The following is a 22675-nucleotide window of genomic DNA, read 5'->3' as shown; positions in this document are numbered from 1 at the left end:
GGCCCTGCCGCCGGTGTCAAGTTGCTTCGCGCGTCAAACCAGCATCGAAGCGAGAAGGTTCTGATACATTCCCCAAAGCGCGCTCACGATGATCGCCACGACGCCGATCGCCTGCACGTTCACCCGGTGACGCGAGAGCGCCTTGATCGCAAGCGTCGGATCATGCGCCAGCGCTGGGTCCGCGTCGAGTTTATGCGCCAGACGCAGGCTCAACCCGAACACCCCCATCATCGGAACCAGCAGCAGCGCGAATGCCTGCGCCGTCTCCGAGCCATAGATGAAACCGGTGATCAGCAGGAAGCTCAGCATGAACGGAATGGAGATCGACATCGAAAACCCCGCATCGCGCCGGATCCGGTTCAGCCTGCGCGCGTTCAGTGCCGTCATCGCGGCGAGATCCTCGGCCGCCTCGCCGCCCTTGCGGCGCGCGCGGATCACCATGTCCCACGGCACGCCCAGCACCCAATGCGAGGCGGAGGACCAGACTGCGGCGAGCGCGATCCAGTACCACAAGTTGGAAAAGCTGCGCAGGTCGATCAGCCGCGCGATCGTGTCGAAAACTTCCAAGCCCCTCGCCCTCGTTCTTCCGGGTCGTCGTGTCGCGGCCCCTCAAGTCGATGCATAGACCAGCCTCGGCCCGAGCGGAACCCCGCGCGGATCGGCCGCGCTTGCCTGTGGCACCGATCCATGGCACCCATTTGGCCGAGCCAGAGGAGCCTGCCGATGAACCCGATCCTTCCGCCCTTCCCCCACACCCGCCTGCGCCGGATGCGCCGTACTGCCGCGCTGCGTGATCTCGCGCAGGAACACCGGTTGAGTGTGAAGGACATGATCTGGCCGATCTTCATCACCGACGTGCCGGGCGCGGATGTCGAGGTGCCGTCGATGCCGGGCGTTGTCCGCCGCACGCTGGAGGGTGCGGTGCGCGCCGCTGAAGAGGCCGCAAAGCTTGGTATCCCGGCGATCTGCCTTTTTCCCTATACCGATCCGGCGGTGAAGACCGAGGCCTGCGAAGAGGCCTGGAACCCCGAGAACATCACCAACCGAGTGATCCGCGCGATCAAGGCGGAGGTGCCCGAGATCGCGATTATGACCGATATCGCGCTCGATCCCTACAATGCGAACGGCCATGACGGGCTGGTGCGCGACGGGATCATCCTCAACGACGAAACCGTTGAATGCCTTGTGAAAATGGGGATTGCGCAGGCCGAGGCCGGGGCGGATATCCTCGGGCCCTCGGACATGATGGACGGGCGGATCACGGCGCTCCGCTCAGCGCTCGAGGCCGCAGGCCATGCCGATGTGACGATCCTCAGCTACGCCGCGAAATATGCTTCCGGCTTCTACGGGCCGTTCCGCGATGCAGTGGGCGCCACCGGTGCGCTCAAGGGCGACAAGAAGACCTATCAGATGAACCCCGGCAATTCCGACGAGGCGATCCGGCTGGTTGCGCGCGATCTCTCCGAGGGCGCGGATATGGTGATGGTGAAGCCGGGGATGCCCTACCTCGACATCTGCCACCGCGTGAAAGAGCAGTTCGGCGTGCCGACCTATGCCTATCAGGTGTCGGGTGAATACGCGATGATCATGGCGGCGGTGCAGAACGGCTGGCTCGACCATGAAAAGGTCATGCTCGAAAGCCTGATGAGCTTCCGCCGCGCGGGCTGCGATGGTGTGCTTACCTACTTCGCACCGGAGGCTGCGAAACTGCTCGGTAACGGCTAAGCAGGGTCTTGCCACTTCAGCGTGAATGGGCTCAAGAATAAGTGACAAAACGGGTTCCCTCGTCTATTAATTGTGCCAAGCGGTCGTAATAAGACCAATCAGCCCGGCGCGAGATCGGGCATATCGAGCGGAGCGAAAGACATGACGAAACTTTCCAGACGGACCCTTCTGGCGATGGGCGGTGCGGGGCTCGGCCTTGCAGCCTGCGGCAACGGTGTGGGCAGTGCGGGCAGCGCCAAGCTGGACGCGCGGGTCGATGCGACCCGGAACTACCTTCTGACAAAATATCCCGGCACCCGCGATCTCGAGAACAAGTCGGTCGGCGTGCTCTGGATGCCTCTGATGACCGAAGCGGGTTTCGGCATCGGTGGCGCATTCGGGCGCGGCGCGCTGCGGATCAACAACGTGACCGTGGATTACTACTCGGCAGCGGCGGCGAGCTTCGGCCTGCAGATCGGCGCACAGCAATACGCCCATGCCCTGTTCTTCATGACGCCCGAGGCGCTTGCCGGCTTCCGCCGCGGCGATGGCTGGCAGCTCGGCGCAGATGCGCGCTATGCGGTGCCGGATCAGGGCGGCGCGATTTCGGCCTCCACCCTGACCTCGACCGCGCCGATCATCGCGCTGGTCTTCGGCCAGGCCGGTCTGATGGCGGGCGCGACGCTCGCGGGCACGAAATACACCCGTATTATTCCGTAAGATCAGCCGCTTCGGCGGCTCTCTTCAGACGAGACATAAAGAAAGCCCCGCAGATCGCTGATCTTGCGGGGCTTTTCTCTATTTGTGAGTTGAGAAGGATCAGCCGCCGAGGATGATCCGCACATAATTCCGGGTCTCGCGATAGGGCGGAATGCCGTTATGTTTCGCGACGGCCTCCGGTCCCGCATTGTAAGCCGCGAGCGCCAGCCGCCAGCTTCCGAACCGATTATACATCATCTTCAGGTAGCGCGCGCCGCCTTCGAGGTTCTGCGCCGGATCGCGCGGGTTCACGCCGAGTTTGCGTGCGGTGGCGGGCATCAGCTGCGCCAGCCCCATCGCGCCCTTGTGCGAACGCGCCTGCGGGTTCCAACCGCTCTCCTGCTGCACGAGACGCAGGAACAGATCGGTCGGGATGCCATGGCGCGAGGCCACCGATTTCGCGGTGCTCATATATTGGCCGCGATACTTGCCGTTGTAGCGCGGCACGTTCTCTACACTGGCGGTCTGAGTCAGCTTGCCCTTGGGCGTCAGCCGCGAGGAATGTTCATATTGCTGTGCGGCGCGGGTATCGAGAATGTTGGTCTGGTTTCGGAACAGCATCGCGCGGGATTTCGAAGAACTCCCCTGAAGCCGCAGCCCCTCTGCCTGGGCGCTCATTGGGCCCGCCATCACCGCTGCCGCGGCAATCGCCGCCAGCCCGAGAATTCCGATCGTTCTACGCATCGGCCCCCACCACTCACTGTCCACGTATTCTGGGGCAAACTATAGAGAAATCAGCGAAAAGTTAAAGCAAAACGCCAATCGCCTCGGCAACCTCCCGCCGATAAGCTGCCGTTGCGTCAGATTGCGTGCGCCTGTTGCTTTTTCGCATCGGCCTTGATGGGGCCGTGAAACAGTTCCTCCACGAAGATCGAAACGAGCTGAGAGCGACCCGATACGCCCGCCTTGCGATAGACGGAATTGAGGTGGGATTTCACCGTGGCCTCGCTGGAGCCGCGGAAAGAGGCGGTCTCCGAGACCGAGAAGCCCTTGATGGTGAAGGCTGCGACATCGGCCTCCGCGGGGGTCAGTCCCCATTGGTCGAACTGCGCGCTCATCATCTCGGCCATTGCGCCTTGTGCAGCCCCGATCGTGCGGTCGGCATGCGCCTGACGTCGCAACAGCGCCCAAAGCACGGCCGCCTCGACGACGATCCCCGCGATCAGGCCGAGATTGGCGAAAAGCTCCATGTTGAGATGCAGGGAGAGACGCCCGGCCTCGCGGAAGTCGTCGAACACGTCGGCCACGAAGAGCGATGTGCAGGCGGCTTGGAATATGATGAGGGCGACCAATGCGCCCTCTTTCGTCCAGATTGAGACTCGCTCTCGCGAAACCGCCATCGGCGCTTACCCTCTGTTGCCGCGGAACACCTTCTTACCGGTGATCATCGCGCGCGCAAGGTTCACGCGCAACCGGCGGCTTTCGAAGACGACGGCAGCGATATGGACGGCGATCGAGACTTCGGCCCAGTTGACGGCGAGTTCATGCACTTCCTGAGGCCATTTAACGCCCCAATAGGCGTCAGTGGTCATCAACCACCCCGATCCCGCTATGACGAGAAGCGTGATCAAAAGGTTGTAAATCATCAGCGCGCCGAGCGGCGAATGGCCCAGATGCGCGTGCCGCCTTCCCGTCGCCATATCGCGCAGCTGCGTCAGCGCGCCGGTGGGCGATGGCGGGAAATCCTTGAACCGTGCATGGCGCGTGCCGAACAGCCCCCAGAGGATGCGCGCGGTCACGAGCCCCGCGACCGTGTAGCCGATCCAGTGGTGCAGATCGTGCTTCGGCGAGGTGAAGAACGCATTGGCGGTGAAGAGGCCCGCAATGGACCAGTGGAACACCCGAACGAACGGGTCCCATACGCTATGCGCACCGACGGGCGGCGGTTCTGCGTGAGACGTCTCCTGCGACGGAAGATCGGTAAAGCTCGCGTCTTCGATGGCCATGATCGGGCCCTCCTGCTGCTTCTGGAAAGACTGGCGTGAGGAAGACGGGCCGGATCATACCGGCCCGTCGAAAAGGCGCTGACGATTAGTTGTCGCCCGAGCGCTTCACCTGCTTGAGGTTGGAATCGAAGTAGAGTTGGGCGCGCTTGCCGTCCTTCATCGCGTAGACTTCGATATAGCCGTCTTCCATTTCCATCCGGCGCACGTCGTAGCCCTGATTTTTCAGCTCGGCGGAAAGCTTCTGCTCTTTCGCCGGGGCCACGGCGCCTTCGCCACCTTCTGCGAGAGCGGGGAGAGTGGAGGCAGCGGCAATCGTGGCGCTCGCGGCGATCAGCATCAGGTATTTCATGGGGTATCTCCTCATGGGATGTAGGGTTGCTCGACCGGATCGGGTGGGGTTCGTCCCCGTGTGCCGTCCGGCTCGTCCAGACCTGTGGCAAACCCACGGCGCCATCTATCGGCACAAGGTTGGAAATCCGGGGCCGAAATCGCTCTCAAACCAAAGATGCACGCGGGATTTCGCCGCTTTCCGTCACGGTTGAGCGAAGCTTCGCCCCTAGGCTCTCGCGGGGCTCTGCTCTATACCCTTTGGGACCAATTCTAGAATCGCGAGGCGGAGGCAATATGGCAGGCAGCGTCAACAAGGTCATTCTGATCGGCAATCTGGGCCGAGACCCGGAGGTGCGGACCTTCTCGAACGGCGGTAAGGTGTGCAACCTGCGCATCGCCACCTCCGAGACGTGGCGCGACCGCAATACCGGCGAGCGCAAGGAGCGGACCGAATGGCATTCGGTCGCGATCTTCTCGGAGCCGCTGGCGAAAGTGGCAGAGCAATATCTGCGCAAAGGTTCGAAGGTCTATATCGAGGGCCAGCTCGAAACCCGCAAATGGCAGGACCAGAACGGTCAGGACCGCTACTCGACCGAGGTCGTGCTGCGCCCCTATCGCTCGGAACTGACCATGCTCGACGGGCCTGGCGGCTCGGGCGGCGGTCAAGGCGGCGGTGGCGGTGGCTACGGCGGCCCGTCCTCGGGTGGCGGCGGCTACGATGATGGCGGCGGCTATGGCGGACCGTCCTCGGGCGGCTCCGGTGGCGGCGGCGGCGGTGGCCGCTCGGATTTCGACGACGAAATCCCGTTCTGAGTTTCAGACAAGAAAGGCCCCCGGTTCGGGGGCCTTTGCTTTTGGTGCGATCGGGATCGGGGCCAGTGACGCGCTTGCGCCCTGCCCTTTACTTCGCGGTCGTCTCGCCGTTCAGGAGCGGGCGCAGATCCGAGGCGATCACACGCTCGGTCAGCGGACCGGCGAAGCGATAGAGCACTTTGCCGGTGCCATCGATCACGAAGGTCTCGGGCACGCCGTAGACGCCCCAGTTCAGCGCCATCTTGCCGTTCGGATCGGCGCCGAGCTCGGCGAACGGGTTGCCCATTTCGCTCAGGAAGCCCTGCGCTTTGACCGGCTTGTCCTTGTAATTGACCCCGTAGATCGGGATCCCCTCTTCGGCGAGCGCTTCGAGGTTGGGATGCTCCACCCGGCACGGCGCGCACCACGAGGCCCAGAAGTTTACCAGTTTGACCTTGCCGTCCTTGAGATCGGCATCGGTGAAGGGCTTGAAATCACCCAGCGGTTCAAGTTGCACCGGCGGCGCGGGCTTGCCCGCGAAAGCGGTCGGCAGCTGCGTCGGGTCCTCGCGCGTCATCCCCCAGATGAACACGCCCGCAAGCCCCGCGAAGATCAGCGGCGGCAGCAGCATCAGCGGCTTAACCATGGGCGCCCCCTTTCCGGCGAGCCTCGGCCTCGGCCAATTGACGTTTCACCTTCGCGCCACGCATCAGCGAGACGACGATGATCAGCACCAGAAGCACAACTGTCGACGCCCAGGCGATGTTGACGGTTTCGGTATAGGATTTGGTGGACGGATCCACGAGGACGACGCCGCCCTCGGTGACGGTGCCGCCTTGCTCGGTCGTATCACTCATGCCATGCGCTCACGTTGCTGGATGGCGCCCAGACGGCGCGCGCGGACCTCGGTGCGGGTGCGGATCAGCACCAGAGAGAGGAAGAAGAAGATGAACCCGGCCATGCACAGAAGCAGCGGGAACCAGTAGACATCGGCGATGTGCTGCTCAGAATCCATCGAGAGCGTCGCGCCCTGATGCAGACCCTGGTTCCAGAAATTCGCCGCGTAGCGCGAGAGCACGGCGAACACCCCGCCGACGAGGCTGAGCACGCCGGTCAGATCGGCGGCCGTATCGGGGTTCTCGACCGCCGCCCAAAGCGCAATATAGCCAAGGTAGAACAGGAACAGGATCAGGAACGAGGTCAGGCGCGGATCCCATTCCCACCAGGTCCCCCACATCGGCTGGCCCCAGACCGCGCCGGTGATCAGCGCGATCAGCGTCATCACCGCGCCGATGGGCGCCGCGGCCTTCGCGGCCAGCGCCGAGACATGGTGGCGACGGATCAGCCAGATCAGCGAAGTCACGACCATCATCACCCAGATGTTGATCGCCATCATCGCGGCGGGGACATGGACATAGATCACCTTCACCGAGCCGCCGAAGTTCTCGGCAGCCGGGACGAAGAAATAGCCCCAGACCAGCCCGACGATCAGCGTGATCGCGGCAATTCCCACCGTCCAGGGCAGGATCTTGTCCGTGGTCTTCATGAATTTGACGGGGTTGGCGTATTCCCAAATCGACATCTTGTTGTTCTGCTCACCTTCTGGCCAGGTTGGCTCTGTGTATCACGGCTCTTCCTATCACGGCGCGCGCATGGGTTGCGCTAGCGCAGATTGACGCGGATCGCGGCGGCCGAGGCGAAGGGCACCAGCGCGACCGTCGCCGCCGTGATCCCGGCCAGCATCAGAAGCGGTGTCTCAGTGTTCATCCCCTCGGCGCCACGGCGCACGAGCTCCGCCCCGAAGATGAGGGTCGACACATAGAATGGCAAGACCAGCAGCGACAACAAAAGTCCGCCGCGCTTCAGCCCGACCGTCAGCGCGGCCCCGAACGTGCCCAGAACCGAGAGCGCCGGCGTGCCCAGAAGAAGCGAAACGACCATCCAGACATGCGCGCCCTGCGGCAGATGCAGCAAGATCCCGAAGATTGGGGCCGCGATAACCAGCGGCAGCCCCGTGGTGATCCAATGCGCGAGCGCCTTGATCGAGACGACCCCTTCGAGCGGCACCGGCGCCGTGACCAGAAGATCGAGCGAGCCATCCTCGTAATCGAGCGCGAAAATCCGGTCGAGCGAGAGCAGGCAGGCCAGAAGCGCGCCGACCCACAGGATGCCCGGGGCGATCCGCGCGAGGATTTTCCCCTCGGGGCCGACCCCGAACGGGACCAGCGTCACCACGATCAGGAAGAAGGCCAGCCCGAGGCCGAAGCCGCCGCCCGCTCGCACGGCGAGGCGCAGATCTCGCATGAGAAGTGCGATCATGCCCGACCTCCTTTGCCAGCCAAGGGGGCGCTGCCCCCTTCGCGGCTGCGCCGCTCATCCCCCGGGATATTTCCCCCAATCTGAAACAGCGCGCAGCTGGCTTCGCCTTGGTTCAAATATCCCCGCCGGAGGCTCCCGACCGCGCCGATAGCGCGCCGCGCGATCATAGGAAGGCCTCGTCGAAAGCGCCCTGCATCCCGCCCTCTTCCGGCGTCTTGGCCTTGAAGGGCGTCAGGTCGAGAACCTTGGCCTCGTTTAGCCCGAGATCGATATGGGTCGCGATCAGCGCGGCCCCGCCGCTCGCCAGATGGCCGCGCACGGCCTCGGCGAAAAGCGCGACGGAGGCGGTGTCGAGCGACACGGTCGGCTCGTCCAGCACCCAGATCGGGCGGCCGGTCACGAGAAGCCGCGCAAGGCCAAGGCGGCGCTTCTGCCCGGCAGACAGGCTATGGGCGGGCCGCGTCTCGAGGCTTTGCAGGTTCATCCGCTCCAGCGCCGGTTCGATATCGTTCGTCGCATAGATCGAGGCCCAGAAGCCAAGGTTCTCGCGCACGGTCAGCGTCGATTTCAGCCCGTCGGAATGGGCGGCATAGGCCATGCTCTCGGGCGGCATCGAGACCGTCCCGACCAGCGCCGGTTGCAGCCCGGCCAAAGTGCGCAGAAGCGTCGTCTTGCCGACCCCGTTGGGGCCGCGCAACACCAGCGCATGGCCTGCGTCGAGCGAAAAGCTCAGGTCTTCCAGAACCGGGAGACCACCGCGCGACACCGCGAGCCCTTCGACCGACAGCATGCTCATTCAGGCGTCTCGGGGTTTTCCGGCATAGCTATCAGCGCGCAGCCGACCCGACGGCCTTCGGACAACAGCACGTTGTAGGTGCGGGCCGCCGAAGGCGTGGCCATGCCCTCGCACATCAGACCTTCGGCCTCCAGCTCGGCCACGAGGTCCTTCGGCAGATGGGCGATCTCTTCGCCCGTGCCGATGAACAACACGTCGAGCTTGTCTGCCAGCGCACGCAGCGCAGCGCGGTCGTCCAGACCGCCCCAGCTGCCCATCTCCTCGCCCGCGACCCAGATCGAGCCGCGCGTGACCTCTCCGGCCACGCGGAAAAACCCCGGCCCGTAGCCGTCGATCGGCAGCGAGGCCCCGAAATTGGCTTCAGTCAGTAGCGACATCCGTTTTGTCGAAGAACTTCTCCGAGGGGTCCTTCTTCTCCTTGTTGCGGTCGAGTCCGATGAACAGGACGATGTTCTTTGCGACATAGACCGAGGAATAGGTACCCACGATCACGCCCCAAGTCATCGCGAAGACGAAGTTGCGGATCACGTCGCCGCCGAGAACCAGCAGAGAGATCAGAGCGAGCAGCGTGGTGCCCGAGGTCATCACGGTCCGCGACAGCGTCTCGTTGACCGAGAGGTTCATCACGTCGCGCAGCGGCATCTTCTTGTATTTCACGAGGTTCTCGCGAAGACGGTCGAAGACGACGACGGTATCGTTGATCGAATAGCCGAGGATCGTTAGCAGCGCCGCGATGATCGACAGGTCGAACTTGATCTGGAACAGCGCGAAGATGCCGACCGTGACGGTCACGTCATGGATCAGCGCGGCGACCGCGCCCACCGAGAACTGCCATTCGAACCGAAGCCAGATATAGACAAGGATCGCGGCGACGGCGGCCAGCACGGACCAGATTGCGGTCCAGATCAGCTCGCCCGAAACTTTCGGGCCGATCGACTCGGTCGCGACGATCTTGATGTCCTTGTTCACCGACTTCAGCGATTCCAGCACTTTGGCCTGGGTGTCGGGGCTGATCGCCTCCTGCCCGTCCTGCGCCTGGATGCGGATCGTGACGACCTTCTGATCGGCGCGGAAGTTCGGGTCATAGACCTGCGTGATCAGCACGTCGCCCAGATCGAGCGGCGCGATGGCAGAACGGTAAGCGCCGATATCGACCGGCTCGGTCTGATCGGCCTCGGTGCGGATCGTGGTGCCGCCGCGGAAGTCGATGCCGAGGTTCAGCCCCATCACGAGCACCAGCACGATCGAGGCCAGCACCATGAAGACGGAGAAGCCGAAGGTCGCGACCTGATGTTTGAAGAAGTCGAAGTTGGTCTTCTCGGGGACCAGTTTCAGACGGAATGCCATGTCTCGATCTCCCTTACAGTACCAGTTCGCGGGGACGACGGCGCGCGAACCAGATGCTCACGAACAGCCGCGTCACCCAGATCGCGGTGAAGACCGAGGTGATGATCCCGATCAGGAAGGTGACGGCGAACCCGCGCACCGGGCCCGCGCCCAGCACGAAGAGGATCACCGCCGTGAGGAAGGTGGTCACGTTGGCGTCGACGATGGCGGACATCGCGCGCTCGTAGCCAAGCTCGATCGCGCGGGCGGCTTTCGCCTTTTGCTGATTGCGCAGCTCCTCGCGGATACGCTCGAACACGAGCACGTTGGCGTCGACCGCCGTACCCATCGTCAGCACGATCCCTGCGATACCCGGCAGCGTCAGCGTGCCGCCGATCACCGAGAGGATCGCGAAGATCAGCGCGATGTTGATCCCCAGTGCCAGCGAGGCGAAGACGCCGAAGGTGCCGTAGGAGGCGATCATGAAGACCACCACGAGCACCGCGCCCACGGCTGCGGCCATCTTGCCGGCCGCGATCGAATCCGCGCCCAGCTCCGGGCCGATGGTCCGCTCTTCGAGGAAGGTCATCGAGGCGGGCAGCGCACCGGCGCGCAGCAGCAGCGCCAGATCGGTCGCCTCTTTCACCGTGAACCGACCGGTGATGATGCCCGAGCCGCCCGCGATATGCGATTGGATCGTCGGCGCCGAGATCACCTTGTTGTCGAGCACGATGGCGAAGGGCTTGCCGATATTGTTTTGCGTGTAATCGCCGAAAGTGCGGGCCGCGCTCGCATTGAAGCGGAAGGCCACCGCCGGATAGCCGTTCTGATCGGTATCGGGGCGCGCATCCGTCAGGTCCTCGCCGGTCACGACCGGAAGGCTGTCGAGAATGTAATAGAGCCCCTTCTGATCGGCCGAGGGCAGGATTTCCTGATCGGAGCCCACCGCCTCGTTCGGGTTCGAGCTGGTGCCGATCACCGAGTTGAAGGTCAGCTTCGCCGTGGTGCCGATGAGCTGCTTGATCTCTTGTGCGGAGCTTGCGCCCGGCACCTGGATCAGGATGCGGTCGGAGCCTTCGCGCACGATCGTGGGTTCACGGGTGCCCGCAGCGTCGATCCGGCGGCGCACGATCTCCAGCGATTGCTGCATCGTGCGGTCGTCGGTCGCGGCCTTCTCGGCATCCGAGAGCTGCACGATCAGCTGGTTGCCTTGGGTCGTGATCGCGAGCGTCTTCTGCCCCACACCGGTCAGCGACGAGACCGGGTTGTTCAGCGTCTCGGCGATCTTCTGGGCTTCCGCGATCTGGTCGGCATTGCCGATCTGGATCCGCAGGACGCCCGGATCGGCATTCAGACGACGGATCGAGCCGAGCGTACCGCGTTCGGCGGCGAGCGCCTTGCGGAACTCGGGCCAGAGCGCATCGACGCGCGCCTTGTAGACTTCATCGACATTGACCTCGGCCAGAAGCTGCGCGCCACCGCGCAGATCGAGGCCGAGATTGACGATGTCGGAGGGCAGCCAATCGGGCCAGCCAGCCTGCGCGGCCTGCTGCTCGGGCGTCAGAGACTCGCCCTTCGCGGCGGCGGCAACGGCATCGTTATGCCCCTCCACCCGGTTGTAAAAGATGTTCGGCGCGGCAAAGACGACCCCGATCAAAATGATGATCAGGATCAGCACGCGCTTCCACAGCGAGATGTGCAACATGGGGGACGGGCCTTTTATGGCTTATTCAGAGGTCTTGGCGGGTTCGGTGCGCGAAACAACCTGCACGATGGTCGATTTCACCACGCGGACTTTGACGCCCTGCGCGATCTCGACCTCGACCTCGCCGTCTTCCTTGATATGGGTGACTTTGCCGAGAATACCGCCCTGGGTCACGACCTGATCACCGCGGCGCAGCGCCTCGAGCATCGCCTTGTGCTCCTTGGCTTTTTTCTGCTGCGGACGGATCAGCAGGAAATACATGATCACGAAGATCAGGATCAGGGGAAGGAACTGGCCGAACGCGGCGGCGGGGTTACTGGCGCCACCGGCGGCCTGCGCGAAAGCGGGGGTCACGAACATGATCTATGGTCCTTTGTCATGGGCCTTGGGGGCAGCAAGCCCCGGTTGTCGGCGCGCACCCTAGCCGTGGCCCTCAGGCTTGGCAAGGCGAAGCGGCCCCTGTGAACGCGTCCTCACGTCGCGGTGACGGAGCGAAAGGAAACGGGGCGCAGGCCCCCTGTCGCCGGAGGGCTGTGATCGGCAAGGAAAAAGGGGCTCTGCCCCCGCTCCTGCGGAGCGTCCCCGGGATATTTTTCCCAAGATGAAGAGAGGCGGCTCAGCCCAAGGGCAAGGCGCGCTCGGCCAGACGGGCGAGGTAGGAGGCCCCCACGGGCGCGGCCTCGTCGTTGAAATCGAAGCGCGGATGGTGGAGCCCCGCGCCCTCGCCCGTGCCCATGAAAAGATAGGCGCCAGGCCGGGCCGCCAGCATATAGGCGAAATCCTCTGCCCCCATTTCGCGCGGAGCGTCGGTCACGACGCGCTCGGGGCCTGCGATTTCGCTTGCGACTTCGGCGGCGAAGCCTGTCTCGTCGGGGTCGTTCACGGTGGGCGGGTAACCACGTTCGTATTCGATCTCGACGCTGACGCCATGCGCCGCCGCGATGCCTTCGCAGATCTCGCGTAGCCGTTTTTCCGCCAGATCACGGATGTCCGGCTCGAAGCAGCGAATCGTCGCGGTGAGGAAGCCGCTTTCGGGGATGATGTTGAGCGCGGTACCCGCATGGATCTGCGTGACCGAGACGACGAGCGCATCGCCCGCGCCGACATTGCGCGACACGACCGTTTGCAGCGAGGTCACCATCGCCGAGAGCGCCGGGATCGGATCGATGCAGCCCTGCGGGGTCGCCGCATGGCCGCCGCGCCCCGTCACCGTCACGCGCGCCTCGTCGACCGAGGCGAGATAGGGGCCGGGCGTGGTGTAGAAATGTCCGAAGGGAAGCCCCGGCGCGTTGTGGATCGCGAAGACGCGCGAGATGCCGAAGCGCTCCATCACGCCGTCCTCGACCATCACCTCGGCCCCGCCGCCGTCTTCCTCGGCGGGCTGGAAGATCAGCGCCACGGTGCCTGCGAATTTCCGGGTCTCGGCCAGATAGGCCGCCGCCCCCAGAAGCATCGCGGTATGCCCGTCATGGCCACAGGCATGCATCTTGCCTGGCGTCTCGGAGGCGTATTCCGCATGGGTTTCTTCCGTGATCGGAAGCGCGTCCATATCGGCGCGCAGGCCGATTGTGGCCCCCTCGCCCTGCCCTTTGATCAGCGCCACGATCCCGGTCTGCGCGATCCCTTCATGGATCTCATCCACCCCGATTTCACGCAGCCTTGCTGCGACAAAACCCGAGGTCTGGTGCAGGTCGAAACGCAGCTCGGGATGGCGATGCAGCCAGTGCCGCCATTCGGTCATCTGCGGGCCGAGATCGGCGATACGGTTGAGAACGGGCATAGTGGACTTCCCCTTGCGGGCTGGTTAGGCCAGAGGCATTCGCATGGCAGGAGGCAAGCTGCAATGGCCAAACCCGACGACGCACTCATCTTCGACGATACGGGCGATGCGGCCCATCAGTTCACTCGGCTGACCGCGATCATGGAATGCCTGCGTGATCCGGAGAGCGGTTGCCCGTGGGATCTGGAGCAGGATTTCGCCTCCATCGCGCCCTACACGATCGAGGAAGCGCATGAGGTGGCCGATGCGATCACGCGGCAGGCCTGGTCGGAATTGCCGGGCGAGCTGGGCGATCTGGCGCTGCAGGTGGTCTATCACGCGCAGATGGCGTCCGAGGACGGGCGGTTCGATATCTCCGACGTGCTGCGTGCGATCAACGCGAAGATGGTCGCACGTCATCCGCATGTCTTCGGCGACGAGAGCCGCGAGAAATCGGCCGAACAGCAGACCGCCGATTGGGAAGCGATCAAGGCGGCCGAGCGCAAGGCTGCGGGTAAATCCGAGCGTGTCGGTGTGCTCGATGGGGTGGCTCTGGGTCTGCCCGCGCTGACCCGTGCGATCAAGCTGCAGAACCGTGCGGCGCGGGTGGGGTTCGACTGGCCCTCGACCGATGAGGTGCTCGACAAGATCGTCGAGGAAGCGCGCGAGTTGGAAGAGGCGCGTGACGAGTTGGGTCCGGAAGAGCTCGCCGAGGAATATGGCGATCTGCTGTTTGTGATGGTCAATCTCGGGCGGCATCTGGGGCTGGACCCGGAGGCGTCCCTGCGCGCGGCAAATCTGAAATTCACCAATCGGTTCAAACATATCGAGCGTGAACTTGAAGCGCGCGGTAAGGCACCCAAGGACAGTGATCTGGCCGAGATGGATGCGCTTTGGAACGAGGCGAAGGCGCGCAAGATCAAGTGACGGTGGGGGCTCTGCCCACGCGCGCGGCTGCGCGCAAAACTCAAACGTTGAGGGGGCGCTGCCCCCGCGCTAGCGCGCCCCCCGGGATATTTTCGCCAAGAGGAAGTTCAGAGAAACGCTTTGCGCAGCATGTTGAGTGCGACGAGCATCAGGAAGCCCGCGAAGACGCGCTTGAGCTTCTTGGGGTCGAGCTTGTGGGCCAATGCCGCGCCCAGGGGGGCGGTGATCGTCGTCATCGCGATGACGATCAGAAAGGCGGGAATGTTGACCGCGCCGATCGAGTAAGGCGGGGCGTCGGCCACCGGCGTCAGCAGGAAGCCGATCGCCGAAGGCAGCGCGATGGTCACGCCGAAGCCTGCCGAGGTCGCGACCGCGCGGTGGATCGGGATACCGTGGAGCGTCTGCATCGGCGTGCCGATCGAGCCGCCGCCGATACCCAGAAGCACCGACAGGAAGCCCATCAGCGGGCCGAACCACGCGCGGAAGATCCCACCCGGCAATCCATCCGAAATCCGCCAGCTCGATTTACCGAACATCATATAGCAGGCGATCACCAGCACCATCACCGCGAAGATGATCTGCATGGTCGAAGAGCGCAGCTGATGCACCACCAGCACCCCGATGATCGCGCCGATGGCAATGGGGGCGATCCATTGCTTGAGAATGTCCCAATCGACCGCGCCCTTGCGGTTATGGGCCATGACCGAGCGGATCGACGTGACGATGATCGTGGCCAGCGAGGTCGCGACGCAGACCTGCATCAGATCGTTCGATCCGTAGCCCAAGCCGCTGAAAAGATAGAAGAAGGCGGGCACGAGGACGATCCCACCGCCGACCCCCAGAAGCCCCGCCAAGACGCCTGCGAACGCCCCCACTGCCATCAGGATCAAGACGAGCGGCGCGAGCGTGGCGAAATCGGGCATGTCGGGAAATCTCCTTGGGTTCCGCTCAGTTAACCCGTTCACGTACGGCTGACAACGCACTCTCGAAAAGTTCAACCCCAGCACCCTCGCGGGTCGCGCCGTCCGAGAGGATCTGCCGGAAGCGGCGCGCGCCTGGCTTACCGTGGAACAGGCCCAGCATGTGGCGGGTGATCTGGTGCAGCCTGCCGCCACGCTCGATATGACGCGCGATATAGGGGATCATCGCCTGCGCCACGTCGAAGGGATCGCGGGCCGCGCCCTGCCCCCAGATCCGCTGATCGGCGGCGCCCAGCACCTCCATCGGCTGATGATAGGCGGCGCGGCCCACCATCACCCCGTCGAGCCCTTGCGCGAGTTCCACCTCGGCTGCGGCGAGATCTTTGATGCCGCCATTGATCGACAGATGCAGCTGCGGATAGGCCGCCTTCATCGCGTGGACGAACGGGTAATCGAGCGGCGGGATTTCGCGGTTGTCCTTGGGCGAGAGGCCCTGCAGCCAAGCCTTGCGGGCGTGGATCGTGATGCGGGTCACGCCTGCGGCAGCGACCTTCTCGATGAACTCGGGCAGCACCTCCTGCGGGTCCTGATCGTCGACCCCGATGCGGCATTTCACCGTGACTTCAACGGGTTGTGCATCGATCATTGCGGCACAGCACTCGGCCACCAGATCGGGCGACTTCATCAAAACCGCGCCGAAGGCCCCGGACTGCACACGATCGGACGGGCAGCCGCAGTTGAGGTTGATCTCGTCATAGCCGAAATCCGCACCGACCTTCGCCGCCTCGGCCAGTTCCTTCGCGTCCGAACCCCCGAGCTGCAGCGCCACCGGGTGCTCTGCCTCATCGAACCCAAGCAGCCGATCGCGATCGCCGTGAATCACCGCGGGCGCGGTCACCATCTCGGTATACAGCAGCGCGTTGCGGCTGATCTGACGGTGGAAATAGCGGCAATGGCGGTCCGTCCAGTCCATCATCGGCGCGACCGAGAGCTTCGCTGCGCGGATCAGGGCGTCATCTGTCGTCATCGCATCTCTCATCGGGTCTGTCTCGGGGCCGTCTCGATAGCGTCTGTGCCGCCCCCAAGGCGCTGATATTCCGGAGATTGGGGGAAATGGCGCACCCAGAAGGATTCGAACCTTCGGCCTCTGCCTTCGGAGGGCAGCGCTCTATCCAGCTGAGCTATGGGTGCCTGAAGCGGCGTATAAAGAAGGAGCGCGCGGCTCGCAACTGGGAAATCGGCTTACCGGGCGGCGAGCGCGTCGTCGAGCACGCCTGCCAGCGCATCGCGCGGCACATCCGAGGTCACGAAAGCCTCCCCGATGCCGCGCGCGAGGATAAAGCGCAGCTTGCCGTCGAGCACTTTTTTGTCCTGCGCCATCAAGTCGATCAGAGCGTCACGGCCCGGCAAATCGCCTTCGATATCGGCGAGATCGGTCTTCATTCCCATGTCGCGCAGGTGCGCGCGCACGCGGCTCGGCGCTTCTTGCGAACACAGGCCGAGGCGCTGGCTGAGCTCGAACGCCATCGCACACCCGATCGCCACGCCCTCGCCATGCAGGAGCCGGTCGGAATAGCCGGTCGCGGCCTCCAGCGCGTGGCAGAAGGTGTGACCGAGGTTGAGGAGCGCGCGGTCGCCCTCTTCCGTCTCGTCGCGGGCCACAATCTCGGCCTTCATCTCGACCGAGCGTTTCACCGCATGCAGGCGTTTTTCCATATCGCCCGCGGCCATTGCGGGGGCGTTTGCCTCGAGCCAGTCGAAGAATTGCGCATCGCCCAGAAGGCCGTATTTCACCACCTCGCCATAGCCCGCGAGGAAGTCGCGCGGCTCGAGCGTGCCGAGCACGTCGAGGTCGGCCAGCACCAGCGACGGCTGATGGAAGGCGCCGATCAGGTTCTTGCCCTGCGGCGCATTGATCCCGGTTTTGCCGCCCACGGAGCTGTCGACCTGCGCCAGAAGCGAGGTCGGGATCTGCACGAAGCGCACGCCCCGGCGCAGCACGGCGGCCGCAAAGCCAACCAGATCGCCGATCACGCCGCCGCCCAAAGCGATGACTATATCCTTGCGCTCGACCTTCTGCTCCAGCAGCCATTCGACGGTGCGGGTAAACTGCGGCCAGCTTTTCGTGCCCTCGCCCGGCGGCAGGGTCAGCGAGACCATCTCGATATCGCCAAGGCCGCGGCGCAGGGTCGCGAGATGCAGATCGGCCACCGTCTGATCGGCGACGACAGCCACGCGCGGACGGCGCAGCAAAGGCGCGATCTCGGTGCCTGCGTTTTCCAGCAGCCCGGTGCCGATGCGCACCTCGTAGGAACGCTCGCCCAGCTCGACCGGCACGATCTCACGCATCTTTCACCTCTTCGATCAATCCATCCACCTCGCGCAGATGCGAAACCACCTTGCGCGCCATGCCCTGCACCGAGAGGCCCGGCTCGGCCTCGACCACGATCTGAGCCTTATGATAATGCGGAATGCGTGCGGCCAGCAGATCGCTCAGCGTCCGTTTGGGGTCGGCCGTGCGCAGCAAGGGCCGCGTATTCTTGTGGCGCACCCTGTTCCACAGGATCTCCAGATCCGCCTTCAGCCAGACCGAGACGCCGAGCCGGTTGATCAGCTCGCGGTTCTTCTCGGAAAGGAAGGCCCCGCCCCCGGTGGAGATCACGCCGGGCGGGCCCATCAAGAGCCGCTCCAGCACTTCCGATTCGCGGGCGCGAAAGAACGGCTCACCATCGCGGGCGAAAATCTCGGCCACGGTCATCTGGGCGGCGCGTTCGATTTCATGGTCGCTGTCGAGGAATGCCGAATCGAGCATCTTGGACAGGGCGGTGCCGACCGCCGTCTTGCCCGAGCCCATCATGCCGACGAGCACGACGGAGCGCGTCAGATGCCCCTCGATCCCGCTTTCGCCTTCCACCTAGCGCCCCCTGCCTCGCGTCGCCTGCGGTATTCCTGCCCTGTCAATCCCGGCGGGACGGACAAGGCTTGCCATCGGCGGAGCCTTGCACAATCGTGACGCAGGACCCCTTGAATGGCGTGAACTTCCCTGAAATGCCATATATGATCAACGCGAAACCGCAACCAAGAACGGCCCGCCCGCCGAGAGACACGTTATGGGACGGGCCGCGACAGACGGCAGAAAAGAGAGATTATGGGGCGCATCTTCAAGCTTATCGTCATCCTTCTGGTGCTTGGCGCGATCGGCGTGATCGGCTTTGCTTACTTGGGCGACATGAGCCCCGACAGTCAGGAACAGCGGATCGAAGTCACCCTGCCCGACGGCTCGGGCATGGCGGGCACGAGTAATTCCGATGCAGGGACTGCGACAGGCACTGACAGCGAGGCTGCGAGTGGCAACTGATCGCCGTGCGGCGACCCTTGGCCTGATCTGGCTGAGCGGTTTCGCGCTTGGCGGTCTGGTGGCGGGTCCCGCCGCCGCGCAATCGAATGCCGCGGTGGACGCCAGCGCTGCGGCCGGCAGCCCGATGTCGGCGATCGACTGGCTGTCGCATTCCTTGGCGAATTCGCCGCGCGACGGGTCGGCGTCTTCGACTGCGCCTGTCACCGGGGCGGGCGGGATCGAGGATATCGCGGTGCTCTCGCTCGACGCGCCCTCCGCCGATACTCTGGGGCTGCTGACGCCGGATCGCACCGGGTTGCCGCGCGATCTCTGGGGCAAGACCCCCGAACCGGAACTGGCGCAGGCGCTGCGCGCGATGCCCCTCGATCAGTTGCCCGCGCTGCGGGAGCTGAGCCTGACGCTGCTGCTGGCCGAGCTGAACCCGCCGCAGATCGAGACCCCGTCGCAGCGCAACCAGCTATTCCTTGCCCGGATCGACCGGCTTCTGGACATGGGCGCGCTGGAACAGGCCAATGCGCTTCTGGGACAGGCGGGCACCGCCAGCCCCGAGATTTTCCGCCGCAGCTTCGACGTGGCGCTGCTGCTTGGGCAGGAGAACCGCGCCTGCAAGATCATCGAGCGCACGCCCGGTATCGCGCCGTCGTATGCCGCGCGGGTGTTCTGCCTTGCGCGCAACGGGCAGTGGGACACGGCCGAGCTGACCTATGGCACGGGGGCCGCGCTGGGGCAGATCCCGCAGGAGGATCGCTCTCTGCTGGAACAATTCCTCGATCCGGCCCTGGCCGAAGAGTCCGAGGATGCGCCGCCCCCCGATCACGTCACGCCGCTCGCGTTCAAGATGATGGAAGCGATCGGTCAGCCGCTGCCCACCGCGACGCTGCCGCTGGCCTTCGCTCAGGCCGATCTGACCGAGAATAACGGCTGGAAATCGCAATTGGAGGCCGCCGAGCGGCTGGCCCGTGCGGGCGTGCTCGACCCGAACCGGCTGCTGGGCCTCTATACCGAGCGCAAAGCCGCGGCGTCGGGGGCGCTCTGGGATCGCGTGTCGGCCGTGAGTGCGCTCGATCAGGCGCTTGAGGCGAGCGATACCGACAGGGTCGCGACCGCCCTGCCCGCCGCCTATGACGTGATGGCCTCGGAAGATCTCGCGCCGGTTCTGGGCGCGCTGTTTGGCGACCAGCTCGCGGGGATGGACCTGCCGGGCCGCGCGGGCCGCCTCGCCTATGAGCTGAGCTTGCTGACCCCGAATTACGAAGAAAACGCCCGCAAAGGGACGCAGAGTTCGGCGCAGGCCGCGCTGCTCAAGGGGCTGGCCGCAGGCGATACCAGCGCAACCCCCGCAACGGGCGCGCGCGATCAGGCGCTGAAGGCGGTCTTCGATGCGCCGCCCGGCGCCGCGCCCGACCGCTACAAGGGATTGCTGCCCGATCAGCTTGGCCTCGCACTGATCGAGGCGATCGGGGATGTCGGCGACGGCGCGAAGGGCGATTATCCGCGCTTGCAGGACGGTCTGAGCCTTCTGCGTCTGGCCGGGCTGGAAACCGTCGCGCGGCGCGCCGCGATCGAGCTGATCGTGCTGGGAGATCGCGGATGACCGGACCCGGTTCAGACGCGCCGCCCGATCCGCAATGGCTTCCGAGCTTTCTCGACGCGCAATCCGCCGAAGCCGGTGCCGCGCGCAACACGATCCTCAGTTACGGGCGCGATCTCAATGACTTCGCAGGCTTTCTTCAGGCGAAGGGCCTCAGCTACACGACGCTCACCCGCGCCGATATCGAAACCTATCTGATCCGCTGCGAGGCGGAGGGCTTGGCGAAATCGACCCGCGCGCGCAGGCTCTCGGCGATCCGGCAACTCTATCGCTTCGCCTATGAGGAAGGTTGGCGCGCTGACAATCCGGCGATCCGCATCGCAGGCCCCGGGCGCGCGCAACGCTTGCCGAAGACACTGAGTCTCGAAGAGGTCGAGGCGCTGCTGGAGGCCGCCCGCGATCAAGGGCGCTCGCAGAAGGATCAGATCCGCAATCGCTGCCTGATGGAGCTACTTTACGCGACGGGGATGCGGGTCTCGGAGCTGGTCTCGCTGCCGGTGTCCTCCGCGCGCGGCGATCCGCGGATGCTTCTGGTGCGCGGCAAGGGCGACAAGGAGCGGATGGTGCCGCTCTCGCCACCGGCGCGCGAGGCGCTGGCCGCGTGGCTGACCGCGCGCGACGAGGCTGAAGAGCAGGCCCGCATCGAGCATCGCGCGCCGCCCTCGCGTTTCCTCTTTCCCTCGGGCGGCAAGGAAGGTCACCTGACGCGTCAGGGCTTTCACAAGCTGCTGAAGGACATCGCGGTGAAGGCCGGGGTCAGCCCCGCCAAGGTCACGCCCCACGTCTTGCGCCACGCCTTCGCCACCCATCTACTGCAAGGCGGCGCGGATCTGCGCGCGATCCAGATGCTTCTGGGGCACGCGGACCTGTCGACCACGGAAATCTACACTCATGTCCTCGACGAACGGCTCAAGGAGCTGGTGCTGACGCATCACCCGCTGGCGAAACCGCGCGGCAAAAGTGACGGCACCGCTTGAATGCGCCCTGCCCGCGCCCCATAACCTGACACCATGGAAAACACTCTCGATTTTGCCTTCTGGATCACCGCCGGTTCGATCATCCTACTGCTGGCGCTCTCGGCCTTCTTCTCCGGCTCCGAAACGGCGCTGACGGCGGCCAGTCGCGCCAAGCTGCGCGCGCAGGCCGATAAGGGCGAAAGCGGCGCGCAGACCGCGCTGGAAGTCACCGAGGACAGCGAGCGGCTGATCGGCGCGATCCTTCTGGGCAACAACGTCGTCAACATCCTGTCCGCCTCGCTGGCGACGGCTTTGATGACGCGGGTCTTCGGGCAATCGGGGGTGGCGCTGGCGACGCTGGTGATGACGGTGCTGGTGCTGGTCTTCTCGGAAGTGCTGCCCAAGACCTATGCGATCACCCTGCCCGAGAAAGTCGCCTCGAAGGTCGCGGGGCCGATCCGCGTGGTCACGCTCGTCCTCGCCCCGATCGTCGCCATCGTGCGGATGATCGTGCGCGGCATCCTCTATGCCTTCGGGATGCGGACGGACAAGGACACCCATATGTTCTCGATCCACGAGGAGATCGCAGGCGCGCTGGCGCTGGGGCAATCCGAGGGCACGGTCGACAAGGAAGACCGCGACCGGCTGCTGGGCGCGCTCGATCTGGGCAATCGCACGGTCGAGGAGATCATGCTCCACCGGAGCCAGATCGAGATGATCGATATCGAGGAAGATCCCGACACGATCCTGACAGCGGTGCTGTCCTCGCCCCACACCCGCCTGCCGCTCTATCGCGGCGAGCGCGAGAACGTGGTGGGCGTGATCCACTCGAAAGACCTGCTGCGCGCGGTCGAGAAGGTCGTGCGTGGGGGCGACGGGACGTTGGAAAGCGTCGCCGATCTCGACATCGCCAAGGTGATGATGAAGCCCTATTTCGTCCCCGAGACGACGCCGCTCGACGAGCAGATGCAGGAGTTCCTGAAGCGTCGCACCCATTTCGCGCTGGTGGTGGATGAATATGGCGACCTGCGGGGTCTGCTGACACTGGAGGACATCCTCGAAGAAATCGTCGGCGAGATCACCGACGAATTCGATCCCAAGGCCGAGAAGCGTCTGAAGCCCACCGAGAGCGGCGATTACATCGTCGACGGCGCGATGACGATCCGCGACCTGAACCGCGAGACCGACTGGACGCTGCCCGACGAAGAGGCCAACACCGTGGCCGGTCTGGTGATCCACGAGGCGCAGACCATCCCGACCGAGGGGCAGGTTTTCTCCTTCCACGGCTTCCGCTTCGAGGTCGCAGGCCGCAAGGACAACCGGATCACGCGGCTGAAAATCCGGCCGCTGATCCCGGGCGGCTATCCGGAGAGTTAAACGGCGATCCCGGAGGGGGCGCTGCCCCCGCGGCTGCGCCGCCCCCCGGGATATTTTTGCCAAGAGGAAGGGGTGATCCTGGCGATAAATATGAGTCACGCAAGCTGCCC

27 protein-coding genes and 1 tRNA gene are annotated in these 22675 nt (G+C 64.6%); 8 read left to right on the top strand and 20 right to left on the bottom strand.

The window, feature by feature from the left end; genetic code table 11:
• Positions 1 to 33 precede the first annotated feature (33 nt).
• The gene (locus tag BMI89_RS18530) at positions 34 to 567 is read right to left on the bottom strand and encodes a hypothetical protein (protein ID WP_078550422.1); all 534 of its coding nucleotides are present in this window, start codon (positions 565 to 567) and stop codon (positions 34 to 36) included.
• 156 nt (positions 568 to 723) lie between these two features.
• Between BMI89_RS18530 and hemB the strand changes: the two genes are divergently transcribed.
• Both hemB and BMI89_RS18520 read left to right on the top strand, forming a co-directional pair.
• Positions 724 to 1725 carry a porphobilinogen synthase gene (hemB, locus tag BMI89_RS18525; RefSeq protein ID WP_078572311.1) on the top strand — a complete coding sequence of 334 codons (1002 nt, stop codon included), beginning with the start codon at positions 724 to 726 and terminating at the stop codon, positions 1723 to 1725.
• 141 nt (positions 1726 to 1866) lie between these two features.
• Complete coding sequence (locus BMI89_RS18520) at positions 1867 to 2424, top strand: YSC84-related protein (protein WP_078520647.1); 558 nt, start codon at positions 1867 to 1869, stop codon at positions 2422 to 2424.
• 99 nt (positions 2425 to 2523) lie between these two features.
• Here BMI89_RS18520 and BMI89_RS18515 read toward each other — a convergent pair whose 3' ends face one another.
• From BMI89_RS18515 to BMI89_RS18500, 4 genes are all read right to left on the bottom strand, one after another.
• Positions 2524 to 3147 (bottom strand): lytic transglycosylase domain-containing protein, encoded by a 624-nt coding sequence (locus BMI89_RS18515; protein ID WP_078520646.1) that lies wholly within the window; start codon positions 3145 to 3147, stop codon positions 2524 to 2526.
• 116 nt (positions 3148 to 3263) lie between these two features.
• A complete protein-coding gene (locus tag BMI89_RS18510; RefSeq protein WP_232621768.1) occupies positions 3264 to 3755 on the bottom strand; it encodes a helix-turn-helix transcriptional regulator in 492 nt (163 codons plus the stop codon).
• Between the two features lie 54 nt (positions 3756 to 3809).
• Complete coding sequence (locus BMI89_RS18505; protein ID WP_078572310.1) at positions 3810 to 4409, bottom strand: cytochrome b/b6 domain-containing protein; 600 nt, start codon at positions 4407 to 4409, stop codon at positions 3810 to 3812.
• An 85-nt stretch (positions 4410 to 4494) separates the two neighbouring features.
• Positions 4495 to 4758: a PepSY domain-containing protein gene (locus BMI89_RS18500; RefSeq protein ID WP_158522159.1), complete on the bottom strand. Its 264-nt coding sequence runs from the start codon at positions 4756 to 4758 to the stop codon at positions 4495 to 4497.
• A 275-nt stretch (positions 4759 to 5033) separates the two neighbouring features.
• On the opposite strand from BMI89_RS18500, the gene ssb reads away from it, so the two are divergent.
• Positions 5034 to 5552: a single-stranded DNA-binding protein gene (ssb, locus tag BMI89_RS18495; protein WP_078572308.1), complete on the top strand. Its 519-nt coding sequence runs from the start codon at positions 5034 to 5036 to the stop codon at positions 5550 to 5552.
• Between the two features lie 88 nt (positions 5553 to 5640).
• Here ssb and BMI89_RS18490 read toward each other — a convergent pair whose 3' ends face one another.
• The 10 genes from BMI89_RS18490 to BMI89_RS18445 all read right to left on the bottom strand — a co-directional run bounded on the left by BMI89_RS18490 (position 5641) and on the right by BMI89_RS18445 (position 13457).
• Positions 5641 to 6177 (bottom strand): DsbE family thiol:disulfide interchange protein, encoded by a 537-nt coding sequence (locus BMI89_RS18490; RefSeq protein ID WP_143593947.1) that lies wholly within the window; start codon positions 6175 to 6177, stop codon positions 5641 to 5643.
• Complete coding sequence (gene ccmD, locus BMI89_RS18485; RefSeq protein WP_078520640.1) at positions 6170 to 6388, bottom strand: heme exporter protein CcmD; 219 nt, start codon at positions 6386 to 6388, stop codon at positions 6170 to 6172. Before ccmD ends, BMI89_RS18490 begins: the two co-directional genes overlap by 8 nt.
• A complete protein-coding gene (locus BMI89_RS18480) occupies positions 6385 to 7113 on the bottom strand; it encodes a heme ABC transporter permease (RefSeq protein ID WP_078572307.1) in 729 nt (242 codons plus the stop codon). The genes ccmD and BMI89_RS18480 overlap by 4 nt, the downstream gene beginning before the upstream one ends.
• A gap of 80 nt (positions 7114 to 7193) precedes the next feature.
• Positions 7194 to 7850 carry a heme exporter protein CcmB gene (gene ccmB / locus BMI89_RS18475; RefSeq protein ID WP_078572306.1) on the bottom strand — a complete coding sequence of 219 codons (657 nt, stop codon included), beginning with the start codon at positions 7848 to 7850 and terminating at the stop codon, positions 7194 to 7196.
• 163 nt (positions 7851 to 8013) lie between these two features.
• Positions 8014 to 8646, bottom strand: a complete 633-nt coding sequence (gene ccmA / locus BMI89_RS18470; RefSeq protein ID WP_078572305.1) for a heme ABC exporter ATP-binding protein CcmA — start codon at positions 8644 to 8646, stop codon at positions 8014 to 8016.
• The gene (locus BMI89_RS18465) at positions 8643 to 9023 is read right to left on the bottom strand and encodes an Mth938-like domain-containing protein (protein ID WP_078572361.1); all 381 of its coding nucleotides are present in this window, start codon (positions 9021 to 9023) and stop codon (positions 8643 to 8645) included. The genes ccmA and BMI89_RS18465 overlap by 4 nt, the downstream gene beginning before the upstream one ends.
• Entirely contained in the window at positions 9007 to 9993 is a 987-nt protein-coding gene (gene secF, locus BMI89_RS18460) for a protein translocase subunit SecF (protein WP_078520635.1), read from the bottom strand. Before secF ends, BMI89_RS18465 begins: the two co-directional genes overlap by 17 nt.
• A gap of 13 nt (positions 9994 to 10006) precedes the next feature.
• On the bottom strand, positions 10007 to 11677 hold the full coding sequence (secD, locus tag BMI89_RS18455; protein ID WP_078572304.1) for a protein translocase subunit SecD: 1671 nt from the start codon (positions 11675 to 11677) through the stop codon (positions 10007 to 10009).
• Between the two features lie 21 nt (positions 11678 to 11698).
• Positions 11699 to 12037 (bottom strand): preprotein translocase subunit YajC, encoded by a 339-nt coding sequence (gene yajC, locus BMI89_RS18450; RefSeq protein WP_078520633.1) that lies wholly within the window; start codon positions 12035 to 12037, stop codon positions 11699 to 11701.
• A 256-nt stretch (positions 12038 to 12293) separates the two neighbouring features.
• Positions 12294 to 13457, bottom strand: coding sequence for a M20 aminoacylase family protein (locus BMI89_RS18445; RefSeq protein ID WP_078572303.1), 1164 nt, complete (start codon positions 13455 to 13457; stop codon positions 12294 to 12296).
• Positions 13458 to 13520: 63 nt separating this feature from the next.
• Between BMI89_RS18445 and mazG the strand changes: the two genes are divergently transcribed.
• Positions 13521 to 14363 carry a nucleoside triphosphate pyrophosphohydrolase gene (gene mazG / locus BMI89_RS18440; RefSeq protein ID WP_078572302.1) on the top strand — a complete coding sequence of 281 codons (843 nt, stop codon included), beginning with the start codon at positions 13521 to 13523 and terminating at the stop codon, positions 14361 to 14363.
• 107 nt (positions 14364 to 14470) lie between these two features.
• Here the strand turns inward: mazG and BMI89_RS18435 are convergent, their stop codons facing one another.
• The 5 genes from BMI89_RS18435 to BMI89_RS18415 all read right to left on the bottom strand — a co-directional run bounded on the left by BMI89_RS18435 (position 14471) and on the right by BMI89_RS18415 (position 18197).
• Entirely contained in the window at positions 14471 to 15286 is an 816-nt protein-coding gene (locus tag BMI89_RS18435) for a sulfite exporter TauE/SafE family protein (RefSeq protein WP_078572301.1), read from the bottom strand.
• Between the two features lie 25 nt (positions 15287 to 15311).
• Entirely contained in the window at positions 15312 to 16310 is a 999-nt protein-coding gene (gene dusA, locus BMI89_RS18430) for a tRNA dihydrouridine(20/20a) synthase DusA (protein ID WP_078572300.1), read from the bottom strand.
• A gap of 87 nt (positions 16311 to 16397) precedes the next feature.
• Positions 16398 to 16474 (bottom strand) — tRNA-Arg (locus tag BMI89_RS18425).
• 51 nt (positions 16475 to 16525) lie between these two features.
• A complete protein-coding gene (gene aroB, locus BMI89_RS18420; RefSeq protein WP_078572299.1) occupies positions 16526 to 17632 on the bottom strand; it encodes a 3-dehydroquinate synthase in 1107 nt (368 codons plus the stop codon).
• On the bottom strand, positions 17625 to 18197 hold the full coding sequence (locus BMI89_RS18415; RefSeq protein WP_078572298.1) for a shikimate kinase: 573 nt from the start codon (positions 18195 to 18197) through the stop codon (positions 17625 to 17627). The genes aroB and BMI89_RS18415 overlap by 8 nt, the downstream gene beginning before the upstream one ends.
• A 234-nt stretch (positions 18198 to 18431) precedes the next feature.
• Here BMI89_RS18415 and BMI89_RS18410 point away from each other — a divergent pair, with 234 nt between their 5' ends.
• The 4 genes from BMI89_RS18410 to BMI89_RS18395 are packed head-to-tail and all read left to right on the top strand — an operon-like array spanning position 18432 to position 22565.
• On the top strand, positions 18432 to 18641 hold the full coding sequence (locus tag BMI89_RS18410; protein WP_078520626.1) for a hypothetical protein: 210 nt from the start codon (positions 18432 to 18434) through the stop codon (positions 18639 to 18641).
• Entirely contained in the window at positions 18631 to 20235 is a 1605-nt protein-coding gene (locus BMI89_RS18405; RefSeq protein WP_078572297.1) for a hypothetical protein, read from the top strand. The genes BMI89_RS18410 and BMI89_RS18405 overlap by 11 nt, the downstream gene beginning before the upstream one ends.
• A complete protein-coding gene (locus BMI89_RS18400; RefSeq protein ID WP_078572296.1) occupies positions 20232 to 21209 on the top strand; it encodes a site-specific tyrosine recombinase XerD in 978 nt (325 codons plus the stop codon). Before BMI89_RS18405 ends, BMI89_RS18400 begins: the two co-directional genes overlap by 4 nt.
• A 33-nt stretch (positions 21210 to 21242) precedes the next feature.
• Complete coding sequence (locus tag BMI89_RS18395; RefSeq protein ID WP_078550460.1) at positions 21243 to 22565, top strand: HlyC/CorC family transporter; 1323 nt, start codon at positions 21243 to 21245, stop codon at positions 22563 to 22565.
• Positions 22566 to 22675: the final 110 nt, after the last annotated feature.

This window comes from Thioclava sp. F36-7, from assembly GCF_002020075.1.
Lineage (GTDB): Bacteria > Pseudomonadota > Alphaproteobacteria > Rhodobacterales > Rhodobacteraceae > Thioclava > Thioclava sediminum.
This window is presented reverse-complemented; position numbering and strand designations above follow the sequence as displayed.

Excerpts from the sequence above, each read along its gene's own strand:
- secF (WP_078520635.1), bottom strand. The coding sequence starts at position 9,993 with ATGGCATTCCGTCTGAAACTGGTCCCCGAGAAGACCAACTTCGACTTC.
- hemB (WP_078572311.1), top strand. The coding sequence starts at position 724 with ATGAACCCGATCCTTCCGCCCTTCCCCCACACCCGCCTGCGCCGGATG.
- aroB (WP_078572299.1), bottom strand. The coding sequence starts at position 17,632 with ATGCGTGAGATCGTGCCGGTCGAGCTGGGCGAGCGTTCCTACGAGGTG.
- BMI89_RS18490 (WP_143593947.1), bottom strand. The coding sequence starts at position 6,177 with ATGGTTAAGCCGCTGATGCTGCTGCCGCCGCTGATCTTCGCGGGGCTT.
- BMI89_RS18400 (WP_078572296.1), top strand. The coding sequence starts at position 20,232 with ATGACCGGACCCGGTTCAGACGCGCCGCCCGATCCGCAATGGCTTCCG.
- BMI89_RS18500 (WP_158522159.1), bottom strand. The coding sequence starts at position 4,758 with ATGAAATACCTGATGCTGATCGCCGCGAGCGCCACGATTGCCGCTGCC.
- ccmB (WP_078572306.1), bottom strand. The coding sequence starts at position 7,850 with ATGATCGCACTTCTCATGCGAGATCTGCGCCTCGCCGTGCGAGCGGGC.
- ssb (WP_078572308.1), top strand. The coding sequence starts at position 5,034 with ATGGCAGGCAGCGTCAACAAGGTCATTCTGATCGGCAATCTGGGCCGA.
- ccmD (WP_078520640.1), bottom strand. The coding sequence starts at position 6,388 with ATGAGTGATACGACCGAGCAAGGCGGCACCGTCACCGAGGGCGGCGTC.
- BMI89_RS18515 (WP_078520646.1), bottom strand. The coding sequence starts at position 3,147 with ATGCGTAGAACGATCGGAATTCTCGGGCTGGCGGCGATTGCCGCGGCA.
- dusA (WP_078572300.1), bottom strand. The coding sequence starts at position 16,310 with ATGACGACAGATGACGCCCTGATCCGCGCAGCGAAGCTCTCGGTCGCG.
- secD (WP_078572304.1), bottom strand. The coding sequence starts at position 11,677 with ATGTTGCACATCTCGCTGTGGAAGCGCGTGCTGATCCTGATCATCATT.
- BMI89_RS18520 (WP_078520647.1), top strand. The coding sequence starts at position 1,867 with ATGACGAAACTTTCCAGACGGACCCTTCTGGCGATGGGCGGTGCGGGG.
- BMI89_RS18480 (WP_078572307.1), bottom strand. The coding sequence starts at position 7,113 with ATGTCGATTTGGGAATACGCCAACCCCGTCAAATTCATGAAGACCACG.
- yajC (WP_078520633.1), bottom strand. The coding sequence starts at position 12,037 with ATGTTCGTGACCCCCGCTTTCGCGCAGGCCGCCGGTGGCGCCAGTAAC.
- ccmA (WP_078572305.1), bottom strand. The coding sequence starts at position 8,646 with ATGAGCATGCTGTCGGTCGAAGGGCTCGCGGTGTCGCGCGGTGGTCTC.
- BMI89_RS18505 (WP_078572310.1), bottom strand. The coding sequence starts at position 4,409 with ATGGCCATCGAAGACGCGAGCTTTACCGATCTTCCGTCGCAGGAGACG.
- BMI89_RS18410 (WP_078520626.1), top strand. The coding sequence starts at position 18,432 with ATGGGGCGCATCTTCAAGCTTATCGTCATCCTTCTGGTGCTTGGCGCG.
- BMI89_RS18465 (WP_078572361.1), bottom strand. The coding sequence starts at position 9,023 with ATGTCGCTACTGACTGAAGCCAATTTCGGGGCCTCGCTGCCGATCGAC.
- BMI89_RS18395 (WP_078550460.1), top strand. The coding sequence starts at position 21,243 with ATGGAAAACACTCTCGATTTTGCCTTCTGGATCACCGCCGGTTCGATC.
- mazG (WP_078572302.1), top strand. The coding sequence starts at position 13,521 with ATGGCCAAACCCGACGACGCACTCATCTTCGACGATACGGGCGATGCG.
- BMI89_RS18435 (WP_078572301.1), bottom strand. The coding sequence starts at position 15,286 with ATGCCCGATTTCGCCACGCTCGCGCCGCTCGTCTTGATCCTGATGGCA.
- BMI89_RS18445 (WP_078572303.1), bottom strand. The coding sequence starts at position 13,457 with ATGCCCGTTCTCAACCGTATCGCCGATCTCGGCCCGCAGATGACCGAA.